The organism is Thiofilum flexile DSM 14609 (assembly GCF_000380185.1).
Lineage (GTDB): Bacteria > Pseudomonadota > Gammaproteobacteria > Thiotrichales > Thiotrichaceae > Thiofilum > Thiofilum flexile.
Genome location: NZ_KB904754.1, coordinates 16119 through 31375, shown reverse-complemented (window position 1 = coordinate 31375; position 15257 = coordinate 16119). Strand labels below are relative to the sequence as shown.

Annotated in this window: 14 protein-coding genes and 1 tRNA gene; 10 read left to right on the top strand and 5 right to left on the bottom strand. The window is 45.3% G+C overall.

The features are described from left to right. The first annotated feature begins 4 nt into the window (after window positions 1–4). From tolB to A3IK_RS0105225, 8 genes are all read left to right on the top strand, one after another. Window positions 5–1261 (top strand): Tol-Pal system beta propeller repeat protein TolB, encoded by a 1257-nt coding sequence (tolB, locus tag A3IK_RS0105260; RefSeq protein WP_020558931.1) that lies wholly within the window; start codon window positions 5–7, stop codon window positions 1259–1261. 40 nt (window positions 1262–1301) lie between these two features. After that, window positions 1302–2294 carry a peptidoglycan-associated lipoprotein Pal gene (pal, locus tag A3IK_RS21080; RefSeq protein WP_051081546.1) on the top strand — a complete coding sequence of 331 codons (993 nt, stop codon included), beginning with the start codon at window positions 1302–1304 and terminating at the stop codon, window positions 2292–2294. Between the two features lie 6 nt (window positions 2295–2300). Next, window positions 2301–3284, top strand: a complete 984-nt coding sequence (gene ybgF, locus A3IK_RS20170; RefSeq protein ID WP_020558930.1) for a tol-pal system protein YbgF — start codon at window positions 2301–2303, stop codon at window positions 3282–3284. A 41-nt stretch (window positions 3285–3325) separates the two neighbouring features. Then, entirely contained in the window at window positions 3326–3532 is a 207-nt protein-coding gene (locus A3IK_RS0105245) for a hypothetical protein (protein WP_020558929.1), read from the top strand. After that, a complete protein-coding gene (locus A3IK_RS0105240; RefSeq protein WP_020558928.1) occupies window positions 3529–5379 on the top strand; it encodes an AAA family ATPase in 1851 nt (616 codons plus the stop codon). The genes A3IK_RS0105245 and A3IK_RS0105240 overlap by 4 nt, the downstream gene beginning before the upstream one ends. Window positions 5380–5467: 88 nt before the next feature. Continuing rightward, window positions 5468–5543, top strand: a tRNA-Lys gene (locus A3IK_RS0105235). Window positions 5544–5852: 309 nt separating this feature from the next. Then, on the top strand, window positions 5853–6206 hold the full coding sequence (locus tag A3IK_RS0105230; protein WP_020558927.1) for a hypothetical protein: 354 nt from the start codon (window positions 5853–5855) through the stop codon (window positions 6204–6206). 99 nt (window positions 6207–6305) lie between these two features. Then, complete coding sequence (locus A3IK_RS0105225) at window positions 6306–6674, top strand: hypothetical protein (protein ID WP_020558926.1); 369 nt, start codon at window positions 6306–6308, stop codon at window positions 6672–6674. A gap of 371 nt (window positions 6675–7045) precedes the next feature. Here the strand turns inward: A3IK_RS0105225 and A3IK_RS18585 are convergent, their stop codons facing one another. Beyond that, window positions 7046–7486, bottom strand: coding sequence for a hypothetical protein (locus tag A3IK_RS18585; RefSeq protein WP_020558924.1), 441 nt, complete (start codon window positions 7484–7486; stop codon window positions 7046–7048). A 488-nt stretch (window positions 7487–7974) separates the two neighbouring features. Between A3IK_RS18585 and A3IK_RS18580 the strand changes: the two genes are divergently transcribed. After that, window positions 7975–9159 (top strand): gamma-glutamylcyclotransferase, encoded by a 1185-nt coding sequence (locus tag A3IK_RS18580; RefSeq protein ID WP_020558923.1) that lies wholly within the window; start codon window positions 7975–7977, stop codon window positions 9157–9159. A gap of 55 nt (window positions 9160–9214) precedes the next feature. Here A3IK_RS18580 and A3IK_RS18575 read toward each other — a convergent pair whose 3' ends face one another. Further along, the gene (locus A3IK_RS18575) at window positions 9215–9649 is read right to left on the bottom strand and encodes a glutathione S-transferase family protein (RefSeq protein ID WP_020558922.1); all 435 of its coding nucleotides are present in this window, start codon (window positions 9647–9649) and stop codon (window positions 9215–9217) included. A gap of 152 nt (window positions 9650–9801) precedes the next feature. On the opposite strand from A3IK_RS18575, the gene A3IK_RS0105200 reads away from it, so the two are divergent. Next, window positions 9802–10899 (top strand): RNA-guided endonuclease InsQ/TnpB family protein, encoded by a 1098-nt coding sequence (locus A3IK_RS0105200; protein ID WP_026220820.1) that lies wholly within the window; start codon window positions 9802–9804, stop codon window positions 10897–10899. Window positions 10900–10983: 84 nt separating this feature from the next. Here A3IK_RS0105200 and A3IK_RS0105195 read toward each other — a convergent pair whose 3' ends face one another. The 3 genes from A3IK_RS0105195 to A3IK_RS0105185 form a co-directional block, all read right to left on the bottom strand. Then, a complete protein-coding gene (locus tag A3IK_RS0105195; protein ID WP_020558920.1) occupies window positions 10984–11370 on the bottom strand; it encodes a VOC family protein in 387 nt (128 codons plus the stop codon). Window positions 11371–11549: 179 nt separating this feature from the next. After that, window positions 11550–14969 (bottom strand): DEAD/DEAH box helicase family protein, encoded by a 3420-nt coding sequence (locus A3IK_RS0105190; protein ID WP_026220819.1) that lies wholly within the window; start codon window positions 14967–14969, stop codon window positions 11550–11552. Next, window positions 14966–15235, bottom strand: coding sequence for a UPF0175 family protein (locus tag A3IK_RS0105185; protein ID WP_020558918.1), 270 nt, complete (start codon window positions 15233–15235; stop codon window positions 14966–14968). The genes A3IK_RS0105190 and A3IK_RS0105185 overlap by 4 nt, the downstream gene beginning before the upstream one ends. Window positions 15236–15257: the final 22 nt, after the last annotated feature.

Genomic DNA, 15257 nt, shown 5'->3' with positions numbered 1-15257 from the left:
CCTTATGAACTATCAAACAATATTCAAGTGGATGAGTGCCTTGGCATTCTATGTCATGGCAAGTACCTCGGTATCTGCGGCTATTGAGGTGCGTATTACGGATGGGATTGACCAAGCCTTGCCAATTATGATCGCTCCTTTTGCAGGGGATGATCAGGCTGCCAAGATTATTGAAGCTGATTTTGATCGTAGTGGGCGCTTTACCTTAATTAGTCCAGCCAAAGCTGGGCAACGTCTAGAGTTAGGTAAGCCGTTTAATATAGAGGTATTGCGGCGCTCTGGGGCGGATTATGTGGTGGTAGGATCACAAACCGATACCCTGACCGTGGAGTTATTGAATACGGCAACAGGTGAACGGGTAGCCGGTTATCGTATTCCACCTCATCCGAATAGACGGCGGATGGCGCATAAGGCGGCGGATTTATTATTTGAAAAAATGATTGGGATTAAGGGGGCGTTTGATACCAAGGTGGCCTATATATTAGCCAATGGAGCGGCAGGGAGTCAGACGTTTCAGCTCATGGTGGCGGATGCGGATGGCTATAATCCCCAATCAGTCATGCAATCGAATAAACCTATTTTATCCCCAGCATGGTCGCCTGATGCACGCTTTTTAGCCTACTCTTCTTTTGAAAAGGATCATTCGGCGGTATTTATTCAAGACCTGAAAAGTGGTGATAAGCGCGTCTTGCTGCTATATGAGGGTACAAATGGAGCACCCGCGTGGTCACCCGATGGCTCTCAAATCGCAATTAGTTTAACCGATGAGGATAATACGGACATTTACGTGGTCAATGTACGTAATGGCGCGATTAAACGAGTTACTCAAGATCGAGCGATTGATACTGAACCGGCATGGGCAAGTAATAATACGATTGTGTATACCTCAGACCAAGGGGGCAAGCCACAGCTTTATCGAACCACTGTGAATGGTGGTGATGGGCAGCGGATTACTTTCCAGGGTGATTACAATGCAGCCCCCAGTATTGTAAAGAATAAAATTGGTATGGTTCGTCAATTAGGTGCGGGTTTTAAGATTGCGATTATGAATGCTTCGACTAAGAATAGTGCTACAGTTTCTAGAGGTGGAGCCGATGAGTCGCCATCACTAGCGCCTAATGGTGCCATGGTAGTGTATGCCACGCGTGCTGGGGGTAGGGAGCAATTAGCAGTGTCAAGTGATAATGGTAAGTCGCGCCAGTTTTTGCCTATCCAAGGAGGAGCCGCTCGTAATCCTGCTTGGTCACCTTATTTACCTTAAACGTTCTAATGATCAGTGAACAGAGTCAAGGACTTATGTTATGCGTATAAAACCATTTTCTATGTTAACTATATTGGTAGCTGGAGCTTTGACAGGATGTGCTCAGCAAAGTACCGCACCATTGGTGGCTAATGCTTCAGAAATGACCACCATCGATACCACGACTACTTATTTGGAGGATGCTAGTGGTGGTAGTGGGCTAGGCAGCGGCATGGGAGGAAGTGGCTCAGGCAGGGGTAGCAATGGTGCTGGAGGCCAAGGGGGTAGCTATGGACGTGGTGGTACAGGTACCAATACAAATGGCTATGATAATGGCAGTGGCATTGGTTATGATGCTTATGAAGCTGAGCGTCGGCGGGCAGCTGCAGAGCGTGCGCGTCAAGCAGAATTAGCCCGTCAACGTGCAGCGGCAGCCGCAGCGGCTCGTGCGCGGCAGCAGCAAGCCAACCGTAACCGTGGGGGTATTACCGGACAATATGGTTATGGTGGTGCAGGGCAAGGCCAATATGCTAATAATCAAGGCAATGGTCAGTATGGTGGTGGACAATACGGTTCAGGCGGGCAAGGTCAGTCTGGTTCAGGCGGACAATACGGCGGCTCTGGTGGACAGTATGGTTCCGGTGGTTCTGGTGGACAATATGGTGCTGGGGGGAATTATAATAATCAAGGTGGCACAGGGGGGGCTGATGCAGGGTTATTAGCGCGTCGTATTGTCTATTTTGATTATGATCAATCTTCTATTAAGCCTGAGTACATGGCAATTCTGGATGCTCATGCTAAATACTTACGTGCTAATCCAAACGCACAAATCCGCTTAGAGGGGCATGCGGATGATCGAGGTTCACGCGAATATAATCTAGCCTTATCGGAACGCCGTAGTATGGCGGTACGGGATTATATGTCTGTGCGTGGAGCAAGTGCTGCACGTATGAATACCATTGGTTATGGTGAGGAAATGCCAGTTAAATTGGGTCAAGATGAGGAATCTTGGTCACAAAATCGGCGTGTGGAGATTAAATATATTGGAGAATAATCCACTATGAAGAAAATAATAATAGGCTGGGCTTTAGGGGGGGTAATCGGTGGAGTAGCAACGCAAGTTGCTGCTGCTCCGGTCGAAGATGAGGCCGCCGCACAATTAGTCAATCGACTGAATCAATTAGAGCAAGAGGTGCGTAATTTACGCGGGAAAAATCAAGAGCTATATAATCAAGTTGAAACACTGCAACAAAATCAAAAAGATGGCTTTTTACAAGTAGATGAGCGGGTGCAAAAGCTAGAAGTACCAGGAGAAACCCCCGTGCGCTCAGAGCGGGTACAATCTTCTCAAGTGCCGGCTGCTCCTGCCCCGGTTCCAGCGCCAGTACCCGCACCTGCACCTAGGGCAGAGCCTGTGGTGACCTCGGAGGGTATTCAGATTCCTGATCCTGCGAATAGCCCAGAGGGAATGGTAGGAACGGCTGAGAAGGTGAGTCCTGAGAGTTCGGATAGTTATTATTACTATGGTACTGAAAAAACTGCAGAGGATAGAGCCGAGAAGCCCGTTAAACCTGTAGCACGACCAGCGGCTACTTCATTACGTAGTTCAGATGTGACGCCCAGCGCTCCTTTGATTCCTGCTAATGAAACACAGGCCGATATAGTAGCAGGGGAGGCCTATAATACAGCTTATAAGTTACTACTAGCGCGTCCTGCTCAAGCAGTCCCCGCCTTTGAAGAGTTTTTGCGGCAGTATCCTAGCCATCCTTTGGCAGCTAATGCTCAATATTGGTTAGGTGAGGCTTTATATGCACAAGATAATTATGCTCGTGCGGTGGATGAGTTTGCGAAAGTGTTACAACGTTATAAAAATAGCGCCAAAGCACCCGACGCGGCTTTAAAAATGGGCTATGCCTTTTATGAACTCAAACGTTGGGAAATGGCACGCCAATCATTAGAGGACACTATTGAGTACTTCCCTAGTAGTAATGCAGCTCGCTTAGCACAAGCTCGAATTGAGCAAATGACCAGTGAGGGGTTCTAGCTAAGTATTATTTCGTGCAATACCTGCAATGAGGTACGTTTATGTCCCAGCCACCCATACAAGATTGGTATACGACTTTACAGCCACGGACGGCAGCGGGTCGACGGTTTTTGGAGTTTTGTAAAACTGACCGTTTGATTCAACAGCAAAATCTAATGTTTGATAGCAAACTCTATTTGCAGGCAGTGAGTTATGCACTTGCACAAATTGATACTGTCAGTCAGTCTGAGCAGGATGCGGGGATATGATCGTTCAAGCATTGCAGGCACAAAATTTTCGCCAATTTCTGCACCTCAATATTCAATTGATTCCCGCCAATGGAGTGATTTTACTCGTTGGCGGTAATGAAACGGGTAAGAGCGCTATTGGGGAGGCTATTGTTTTTGCCCTCTTTGGCCTCTCGGATCGGGTGGGGGCGAAAACACTGCATCAATTAATACGTTGGGGGCAGGAAGAGGCGATAGTCCAACTCGCGTTTCAGATTAATGATAAGGCGCTATTAATTGAGCGCACGATTAGTACGGCTGGGCAGATGAGTGTTGTGTTATGGGATCGCTCTACCGGACAAGTGATTGCCGATGCCATCCAGCAGGTACAAACGGTATTACAAAATTTGTTGGGTTATGGGCATAAAGTCTTTAATCAAACCTTTTATTGGAGTCAGCGGCTCACAAAGTCTAGTACGGCTGATTTAGAGGCCATACAGGCCATGGCGGGGGTGCAGGTCTATCAGCAAGTACACGACTTAATTGAAAATGATACCCGTACTGCCCTTTCTAAGTCGGAGCAATTAGAAAAGACCTTACAAGAGCAAGCCGCTCAGTTAAAACAGCGGAAAGTCGATCCCTTACGTTTAAAATGGTTACAAGAAACGCAAGCCGAATTATCAAATTCTCAAGAGCAGCATTATGCGCTAGCCGAGCAAATTGGTGAGGAAACTCAACATTATGAGCGGCGTTATCCCCTCTATCACCAAATCAAACGCCAAGTGAGTTCTTTGCATTGGGGGGCGGGACTATTATTGCTACTGATGTTGATTTTGCTGGGGGGGAGTTTAAGTAGTGGGTTTACTCTGTGGGTTGAGAGTTTATGGACAGGTGCCTCTAAACTCATGATTTGGATAGCCTTACTATTGGGCATTAGTGCTGCGGTAGCTGTCTTTTTTGCCTATCGTTTGGCAAATGAGGAAATGACACCACTGCGTAGTAAGGTAGGTCTGTTGGCGCAACGCTTATATACCGGCTATCGTATGATGAGTGTGTCCTTACATGAGTTGCTTCATCCGGCTACAGCAGATTGGCTGCGTGAAAAACAGATAGCCCCTGAAAGTGCGGATATGCTGATGGATATGCAGTCCTTGGCTAAGTGGTCGAATAGGGTAGAAAATTATGCTATCGAACCAACGGATTTGCGCCATCTCGCGGATGGTTTAGTGGTGAATTTACAGCAACGTCAGCAAATGACGGCTGGGTTATTATCACGAGCCAATGAGGATATTTATCGTGAGCAAACGAAAGCACAAGAGGCTCAGGCAATACAGCAACAACAATTAGAGCGTCAAACAGTGCTAGGGGCGGCACAAACGCAGTTACAGGTTCAAATTATGGCGCAGGGGCTGCTTAATCGTGCTCATCATCAGGCAGCGGTTCGTTTTAATGGTGCGATTAATCACAGTACACGGGCTTATATTGAGGCTATGACTGGGGGAGAGTATCAGGGAGTTGAGTTAGCAGATGACTTACAGCTTTATGTAATACAAGAGTCTAATCAGTCACGCACTCCCTTTAAAACACTTAAAGCAGAAGTGCAGCGTGAGATTGCTATGGCATTGCGACTCAGCTTGGCAAAAGCGTTAGCATTGAGGCATGGGACAAATCAGCATAGTTTATTTTGGGACGAGGCATTGCTTAGTTTTACTGAGCCATTATTAAGTCAGGCACTGGCGCATTTGAATACCTTAGCCCATCAATCTACTACCCAACTGTGGGTGAGCTTGCCGCAGATACCTGAAAATGGTAAAGATTTAGTATTATTAGATTGCAGGCCAGATGATAATGTCTTAGATATTAGGCCTATTCGGTTGGGAACAGCGTAGTTTTGTAGAATTTATGCTCAATTCATAAAAAACTATAAAAATGGCTTGCAACTGAAGCTGAATTGTGTAGAATACGCAACCTCAAGACGGGTCGTTAGCTCAGTCGGTAGAGCATCTGACTTTTAATCAGGTGGTCGCGCGTTCGAATCGCGCACGACCCACCAGTCTTCAAAGCCTTGTAAGTTAATAGCTTACAGGGCTTTTTTATTTTGACGTTAAGTAAATTGTACCTTGCAAAATATCGATGCTAACATCGAGTTTCTAGCTATTCACTATGCTAATCAGCATAGATAGAACGTTATCTCTTGCTTGTTCATATGCCCTCTAAATCATGACCTATATCAGCTCCAATCAGTAAGTCATGTAAAGATGTTAATCGAAAAGATCCATCAGCTAGAATTGATATAGAGGTTCTTACTGGAATGGCCTTTATACCCTAACACAAATTTCATTCATAACCTTGGAATTATTTTATGAGTACATCACAAAAGTTTTGGAACTTACTGACTGATTCTGAAGAAATGAATGATTGGAAGCCATGGTTAAACACTAAATGTGATGATTCAGATACCGTTTCTTTTATAAACAAAGAATTGAAGCGAGCTATTAAAATTATTTACGATGAAAATGACACCCACCCTTATGCAGTATGGGTAAAAAAATTTGGTGATGATCCACTCTATCCAGAGGGCACGGTTGAATTTCTTGTTGTTAGTTATAAAGATTCATCAAAAGCTTTAAGTGTAGCGAAGAAGTTATTTTCTAATTGGAAAAATAAAGACTATCTCTATATAGAGATGCAAACTGATGTGACTGCCTTATTATAGAAAGCTAGTATTTAACTGATCTGGTTCACGATTAGCTGACACTTGGGTCTGTCTGCATAAAGATACCAAAAGCTCTACATTGATAGGTGTAGTGAAGCCATGAATTCAATAGTAATTTTCTTTGAAAAAGAATCTCATCTAAAATCGTGGAGTAGCCTAGTAAATCAATATATAACTGAGGATGGTAGATTCGTTATAGAGACTTCAAATGGTTGGCTCAGCATCTATCAGCCTAATGATATATGGCGTGATTATGACGAAGATGAGCTGTTAGTAGTCAAGTCGTTAATATTAGAACCAATTCCCTATTTAATTGAGTGGCGAGATAATAGTTTATTACAGGAGTTTATTGATAATTTCCCTACGGATAGTCATGCAGTTATAGATAATGACCATGGACTTATCTGTAAAATATCTGACATAAAAGATACTCCTATAAGTCGCTGGCTAGATGCGAAGCAATTATAGGTTTCCTCGTAACAAAACGTAGGAGTGTTGGCTGGGATCGACCGTTGATGTGGTGAGTGATCGAGTCATTGCCTTTGCGTTGGGCGGCGCAAGGATTAGGTGTTTAAGCAGCTTCAGGTACGCTTAACTCCTTCAATATTCTTCGCTATTACACAGATAATTGGGGGAAGTAACGTCTATTCCACATTGAACAATGTGATCCCATAGACCAAAGTTGTTGATAGGTTGGCTACTACAAACTTCTACTTCGACTGGCACATTCATATTTTTTATGGTAGCTACGACAAGAAAACCATCGCCTGTGATAGCCATTTTCTTATTTGTATTCTCCTCCTAAAAAAAAGGAACTTTAGGAATCAAACGATGGCTATTTAAAGTAAATCAATTTTTTTAACTAATGGGAACATCTGCAAAATATTCATCAATGCAAATAACTCTGAGCCAGCCGGTGCCCAAATGAGAGTATCAAGAGCATCCAACCTAAGAAAACTAGCTTCTCGTTTGATATTTTTTGGATCAGAGTTTTTTGGTAGCACGACACTTATCTGCTTATTTATTTTGTCAAGCTCAGCAAGAACCAAGTTGCCTTGATAAAAAGAAGCAACTATTCTTGTTCCAAGAACAGTCCATTTGTCTTGATTTTCCCAAAATACAATCACAGGATTAACACTCGAAGGAAGCATATTTTGAATCAATGAGGCCTCATTCTCTGGTAAATCAGAAAATTTATAACACTTTTTATCCAAAAGCTTATGCTGACTAGCTTTCCATAAAATCCGACTACGATACCAAGCATCTCTATCTGCATTCATTATTTAAACCTCACTACAAATCAAAATCGAGTGTAAAACCCGATACCTTGGGATTATCGCTAAATCGTACCTTTGCTCCATTGAGTAATCTTCCATCCTGAACATGGTTACGCAAAAAAGTATCTAATTTTTCATTTACTATAAACTCTGTATCTATATCAGCTTTTTTGCTCCTCGAAAGCGCAATATATCCTTAAGGCGGTACTTTTGTTCGGTGTACTTACGTCCCCCCATTTTGGATTGTCCTGCAGGTCTATCGGCCATAGTTAATTTCTAAAGTAGAAATTGGCCATGATTTAGAGGGGTTGAAAACATATGAGTGATAAACTCCTCATAGAATTGATACCTTAGACAGCTTTTAAGCCAAGGGTGGGGTAGATGAGTAGGCAGATATTGATATGATGAGTACATTTGAGCCTATTGGTAGACTCAAATTAGGAAGTTGGGTTGTTATCTGCCCTATTTATTGACCTCAACGAGAAAATTGTATGCAAAAGAAAGCTTCAGAATACTCCCTACTCACGAATAAACTGGTTGAGCATTTCAGGGCTATACCGTGTGTAGAGGCTATTGCCCTTGGTGGGTCACAGTCTAGTGGCAACTTAGATAAGCATTCTGATATTGATCTGTATATCTATTCCAATGAAATCATTCCCTTAAGCACACGGGAGTCGATAGTCAAAACACTAGGGGCGAGCAAGGCAGATCTGAATCTGACCTTCTGGGATTTAGGTGATGAATGGTTTGACCTAGAGTCTGGTATTGAGGTCGATATGATCTATTGGAGTCTGTCTTGGATCACCGAACAACTAGAGCGCGTGGCAGTGTCTCATCAAGCTAGTATGGGCTATACCACCTGTTTCTGGTATACGATTTCAAACTCAAACATACTGTTTGATCGCCAAGGTTGGTTTGCGCAGTTACAGCAGCGCTATAGTCTGCCTTATCCTGCCACGCTGAAACGCGCCATTATTGCCAAAAATCATCCCGTGTTGAGGGCTGTGATTCCCTCCTACTATGCCCAGATTAAAAAAGCGATTGAGCGTCAGGATCTAGTCAGTATTAATCATCGAGTAGCGGCTTTATTCGCCAGTTATTTTGATATGTTGTTTGCCATTAATGAAATTCTGAATCCGGGTGAAAAGAAACTAGTAGCCTTTGCATTGCAGAAGTGCCCGAAGTTACCTGTGGATTTTCAGACTCAGGTTGAGAAAGTATTGCGAGGTGCAGCTACGGCGGATGAAATGTTGTTACATCGACTAGATGAGTTACTCGATAGCCTAGATGACCTATTGATCAAGGAGGGTATTGATCCCACTCAGACCTTAAATCTAACGGTTAATAAGTTATTCGTGTATGGCTCGCTAGCACCCGGTCGTCCTAATGAGCATTTACTTAAAAAGGTGGGGGGTGAATGGGTAGAGGCTACTGTTCGGGGGCGCTTAGTGAGTGAGGGCTGGGGCGCTGACATGGGTTTTCCGGGTATTATTCCCACACCAGACGGTGAGGTAGTCTGTGGTTATCTATTTAGCTCGGATAATTTATCTGCCTATTGGGACGAGATAGATCAGTTTGAAGGGGCGGGGTATGAGCGGGTTATTATAAAAGCCCAAGCTAAGGATGGTGCTGCAGTAGACGCTTTTATCTATCAGTTGCGCCAACACTCGGCATAATCAATGTGGCAGAGTCTCCTGACAATGTGGTGTCAGGAGTCCGCATGAGATCAAGTTAGGCTGACTTGAATTGTTCATCATTGATTTGTTCTGCCCGCTGAAAGGCTGGGCGTGCATATAGGCGTTTTACATAGGCTTCAAAGTCAGGATTGGTTTCGATGGTATTGAATAGTAGGCCAAAGCCAATATGAGAGCCGATATAGACATCCGCAGCGGTGAATTGTTCTCCACAGATATAGGGACCCGATTGCAGGGCAGTGCGTAGGGTAGCCATGGTTTTGTCGTAATTACCAAAACCGACTACATTTTCCTGATCTGCTGCAACAGCCCAGCGTTGTGATTTGACCGTTATAGCTTGTTCTAATGGCCCTGCAGCAAAGAATAGCCAGCGGTAAAAGGCCGCTCGTGCGGGTGAGCCAGCCGGTGGAATCATATTTTTGTCTGGAAAATAATCCGCAAGATAAGCACAGATAGCGGCTGTTTCCGTCACTATGGCAGCACCATGCTTGAGTGCCGGAACTTTACCGAACCAGTCGTAAAGCCCCTTGCTTCAGCTAGGGGATATAAGGCGATCGGCGACAGCCGATGAAAGGTAGTACCACGGTTATAGCAGTTAGCACCTTTTGTAGTATAATCAACATCATGAAATCATCCACTCACCTGAAAACTCTCAAAGTTCGCATCAAGGATAAATACAAGCCTATTCTTGAACGTATGGCGTTTGAGGTGAATCAGGTGTGGAATGCCGCGAATGAAGAAACCGCCTATTATTCTCACTTTTTCATTCCAGAGTTTGGTTTTCACTCACTTTATCTCAGTGCTTATGACCTACAAAGCCAACTCAAAGGCATTAAAGCCGAACGTGGCTTTATGATTCACTCCTCGACGATTCAAGAAACCATTGCGGTTCACGAAAAAGCGCGTAAGCAATTCAAGAAAAGCAAACTGCGTTGGAGAGTATCGAGTGGTTCTAAACGCTCCTTAGGTTGGATACCCTTTAAAAAAGGTGCTGCGGTTTGGAAGCATGGGCAAGTACGCTATGCGGGTCATTTTTTTGGTGTATGGGATAGCTATGGGCTTTCTCAATATGAGTTTCGCTCTGGCTCTTTTTCCCAAGAGGCGCGAGGCCGTTGGTACTTCAATGTAGTAGTAGAAGTCGTTAATAACCTAACACCTGCTACGGGTGAAGTGGGTATTGACCTAGGTCTAAAAGACACCGCAACCTGTAGCAATGGGGATAAATTAGAGCGTGGTGATTTCTATCGAGAGCTAGAACCTAAACTAGGCAAAGCTCAACGCGCTAAGCAAAAGAAACGGGTAAAGGCTATCCACGCCCAGATTAAAAACAGGCGCTTAGAGGCTATCCATCAATTTTCCAATAAAGTCGTTAAAGCAAACGGCTTAATCGTCATTGGCAACGTGAGCAGTTCCGGTCTCGCTAAAACGAAGATGGCAAAGAGCGTTTTAGATGCGGGCTGGTTTATGCTCAAGACACAACTGAAATACAAAGCGAGTGCGCGGTCAGGGGTGTTTCTAGAGGTCAATGAACAGTACACTACCCAGACGTGTTCGTGTTGCGGCTGTATAAGCCCTAATAGTCCGAAAGGTAGAGCGGGTCTTGGAATAAGAGAATGGTCTTGCTCTGAGTGTGGGGTGCTGCATGATAGAGATATTAATGCGGCTAAGAACATTCTCGCGCTCGGATATGAGCGTCTGGCAGCAGGAATCCCCGTCCTTTAGGTCGGGGAGGATGTCAATGTCACCCCATCATGGCATAGCCCTATGGTCTGGTGCTGACCACCATGACAAAAAAGGAGGGTGGGGTTACTGCATCGAATGCAGCCCGATCATGTTTCCTTCAGTATCCTGCACCAGTGTAATGAAGCCGAACGGTCCAATAGCCATTTTATGCTTAGAAATACTGCCACCGTTGGCTGCTGCACGTTGAGCTTCTACTGAGCAATCCTCGCAACTGAAATAGACCAGTGTTCCCATGCCACCAGATGGTACGCCTTCCATTTTCACTAAGGCACCACCAGCACCTACAGTTTTCTCCCCCATGGGGAAAGCACGCATTTCCATAGTGGAGTCGTCTGAGTCGGGAAGAGATAATGGTTCTAGCTTAATCTGGAGCATGGCCTCATAAAAAGCCTGAGCGCGTTCCATATCTTGTACATAGATTTCAAACCAAACAACAGGATTGGGTTTCATGAGTATCGTCTCCTTGCATAGGTCATCAGGTGATTCAAATATTCGCAGTGATTTCAACCATCACGGCAATCACTATTACCATTCTAGTTTAAGGTTGGATATTGTAATCCGCTTCCCATTGATGATGGCATAGCCCTATGGTCTGGTGCTGACCATTCACTTTTCAAGCTAGAAAAATATTAGGCGCTCGCTATTTTTTGTATCGGTGGCAGGGTTGCCTCTAGGGCTGAAAAAATACCCTCAATCACATTATCTTTCCCTGCAAACAGTGCTTCAGGGCCATCACCATGCAGACTATTGAAGGGTGCTTCATAAAGAGCATCCGATTTCATCACTCCACGCGCGGTTAGCTGGTCAATCAGCATTTCAATAAAACGTATTTGCGGCGGTGTTAGGCTTCTGTCCTCAAGAAACACCGTAAAGGCGGCTTGGGCGGCTTGTCTATCCATACCGACCATACTACGAACAAAGTAGGCGAGTGTTGGGGCTTCGCTTTGCTGTAGTAGATTACTCAATAAGGTTTCACCCTCCTCGTCCCCGATTTTTTGCAGCGTGCTTTCTAGATTTTGTAGGTCTGTCTCGGTTAAAGGCTGATTAGTCCGTAGGCGATGAATCACGATATTGTTTAGGTGGCTATTTAGATACTCCTTGACCTTTTTAGCATATTGGGTGCCGGTCATGCGGGGCATTTCTATGGCGGTTTCTTCCGACTCCCCTATAATCTCATCCTTAAAATCGGTGTAAACAATCGGCTGCTCTTCTTTCTGAATAAAGGTAACGAGTGAACGAATACGCCGCCGCAGTGTTTCCAGCAGTTCAATGTTCATACCCTCCCAGAAGGTTTGCTCTTGTATAGTGGTTAGGTAGTCTATTTGGGCGGCTACGGAGGGGATAGTGGCTTTATCTTCCAGCTTATCGGCAATAATGAGGATTTTCTGGCGGTTACGCTCATAGGTTTTTTGATCACCATAGAGCAAAGCCAATTGCATTTGTACGATATTTAAGTCAAAAGCACGGGATTCAATCGGGTCGGTACTGATTTCACTGGGTAAAGTGGCTAGCTTTTGTTGCAGCGTGTTGCTGTCCTCCTCAGTGAGGCTATTCCAAGCCTTGCGCTCCTGAAAGCGTTCCACCACCTCCATCTGAGTGCGGACAATAAAGTTATCAGGATTCATCGCTTTGACCGTCGCGTATAATTCATTGGTCACGGCTTCTTGCACAGCGGCAAGTTCTGCTTGCTTGGCGGGGTCGGCTTTTTGAGTATGTAAGGCACCGAGTAATTGGGCACGACTACGGAATAAGCGTGTTCCGAGCGGAACCGTATTGCTAGTTTCTATGCCCAGCGGGTTTTCTTTGAAACGTTTGTAATTAGCGCAGAAGTCAAAAATTCGGAAGTCTTTTTTATCCTCCCCTAGTGCAAATAGATTGGAGCACAGTCTCGTCCCCCGTCCGACCATTTGCCAGAACTTAATGCGTGAATAGACGGGCTTGAAAAATACCAGATTGAGAATTTCCGGTACATCAATGCCGGTATCGAGCATATCCACAGAAATGGCAATGTGAGGCGCTTTATTCGCGATAGAAAAATCATCAATCAGGCTTTGTGGGTACTTCGATTGGTTGTCGATAATACGGGCAAAATGTCCCGCATAGTGCGGATAATGATGGTTGAAGCGCTCTTCAATAAATTCGGCATGTTTATGATTACGGGCAAAAATGACGGTTTTGCCGAGTCTATCCCCGCCATCGACTTTATGACCGTGCTCCATGAGGTATTGCAGCATTTTATCTACGGTGTCTTTATTAAACAGCCATTTATTAACTGCTGCCGCATCCACTTTGGCGGGATTTTTTTGCTGACCGTCCTCATGTTGTCCCCAGTCTTTACTATCCCACTCCTCTTTTTCTTCTTCGCTGAGTGAATCGTAATCAATACCATTATGGGGGAATTTAAGGTCGACCTGTTTAACCCGTGGTGGTACTAAAAAGCCATCTTTGACGGCGGTTTCCAGTTCATAGGCATCAGTGGGGACGCTGGTTTCCAGATCAAACAGGGTATAGGTGTTTTTATCCACATGTTCGCTAGGCGTGGCGGTCAAACCCACCAAGAGCGCATCGAAGTAGTTAAAAATAGCCTGATATTTCTGATAAACCGAACGATGGGCTTCATCAATGATAATCAGGTCAAAATAACCCACACCAAAGCGAGCCTCGCCATTTTTGGGATTACTTTCATCAATCAGTCCCATCATAGTGGGATAGGTGCAGACATAGACACGCCCGTCATTATCCTTTTCGGTGACTAGATTGACCGGACTGGAGTCGGGCAGGTGTTTTTTAAAGGCATTGGCGGCCTGATTCACCAGTGAAACCCGATCCGCCAGAAATAGAGCACGTTTCACCCAATTGGCACGTTGCAGCACATCGACTAGGGCAATGGCGGTACGGGTTTTGCCGGTGCCGGTTGCCATGACTAACAGCGCTTTACGTTGTGAGCGGTTGAACTGTTCAAAAATGCTGCCTATGACACGCTTTTGATAATAGCGTCCGGCAATTTCGGTATTAATCTTGCGGGTTTCGAGTTCCTGACGACTATCCCGTCGCCGGATGAGACGTTCTAGGGCATCCTTATTATAGAAGCCTTGCACCTTACGGGCTGAGTAACGGGTATCATCCCAAAGCCAATAGTCATAGCCATTGGTGTAGAAAATCAAGGGGCGCTGACCGTGCATCTGCTCTAAACAATCAGCATAGAGTTTGGCCTGTTGCTGACCGACTGCAGCATCCACATTAGTACGTTTAGCCTCGACTACGGCTAGGGGTTTGTCATCATCCCCCCACAGGACATAATCGGCATACCCCACGCCTTTATTGTTTGGCATGCCGCTTACTTTATATTCTTTATCGCGTGACTGATTCAGAGGCCAACCAGCGCGATGTAGCTCAATATCAATCAGATAGTCGCGGGTTTCGGTTTCAGAGTAGTCGTGGGTGTCTGTTTTGGCTTCATTGGCTTTGCGCACTTCCATCAGTTCGGCGCGTAGTTTTTGCAGCTCTTGGTTTAGTTGGTCGCGTTCTTGCTGTTGTTGGAGATTCTTTTCACTTTCTGCGGCTAGCTTTTTTTCTAGTTCTTCGAGATTTTTACGTGGCACTACCGCATCAAGGGAGAGCGGACGGGGTATCTTGTCCTCTTGCCATGTGATGGACTCACTCAAGGGGATGCTAGTGGTGTAGCTGCGGGCGAGCCAGTAGGCGATGTGATGGAGTTCTTTGACTAGGCGTTTGGCGTCGTCGGTGTGTAGGGGGCGGGGGTCGTGGACAGCCATATTACCGACTTGTTGAATGGCTTTGGCTTTGTAGTAAATCTGTTGGGGGATTTGGTTTTGAAAGCTGGGTTCGTGTAATAGGCTGCCGAGCTTATGGTCGTAGGGCATGTGTAGGCTGCTGTCGTGGCGGTAGAGCCAGTGGACGGCGGATTCTAGGGCGAAACGGGCGTGAAAGCAGGCGGCGCGGGGGTCGCCATAGATGTGGCTTTCGGCGCGTTGGGCGGCTTGTTTGAAGTCGTTGAAGGTGTTGGGGAGGAATTGGAAGTTACTCATGTGCCAGCTCCAAAACGGTAGCTATTAAACCCATTAAGGTCTTCTAGTAGTTCCTCTTGGCTGATGCTGATGGTGGGAATGCCTTCTTGTTTGCAGGCGCTCATGAAGTCATAGAGGTCAAGCCCTGCGAGTTCTGCGGCTTTTGACAGGGTGACTTCATCGCTTTTGTAGAGGCGCAGGGCATAGGAGAGGTGTATTTCCTTGATGATTTTTTCTATGCCGCGTAGTTGTGTGAAGTCATTAGGGAGTTCTATGGCTATTTGCATGGTAGCTCCTTGTTTGATTGTA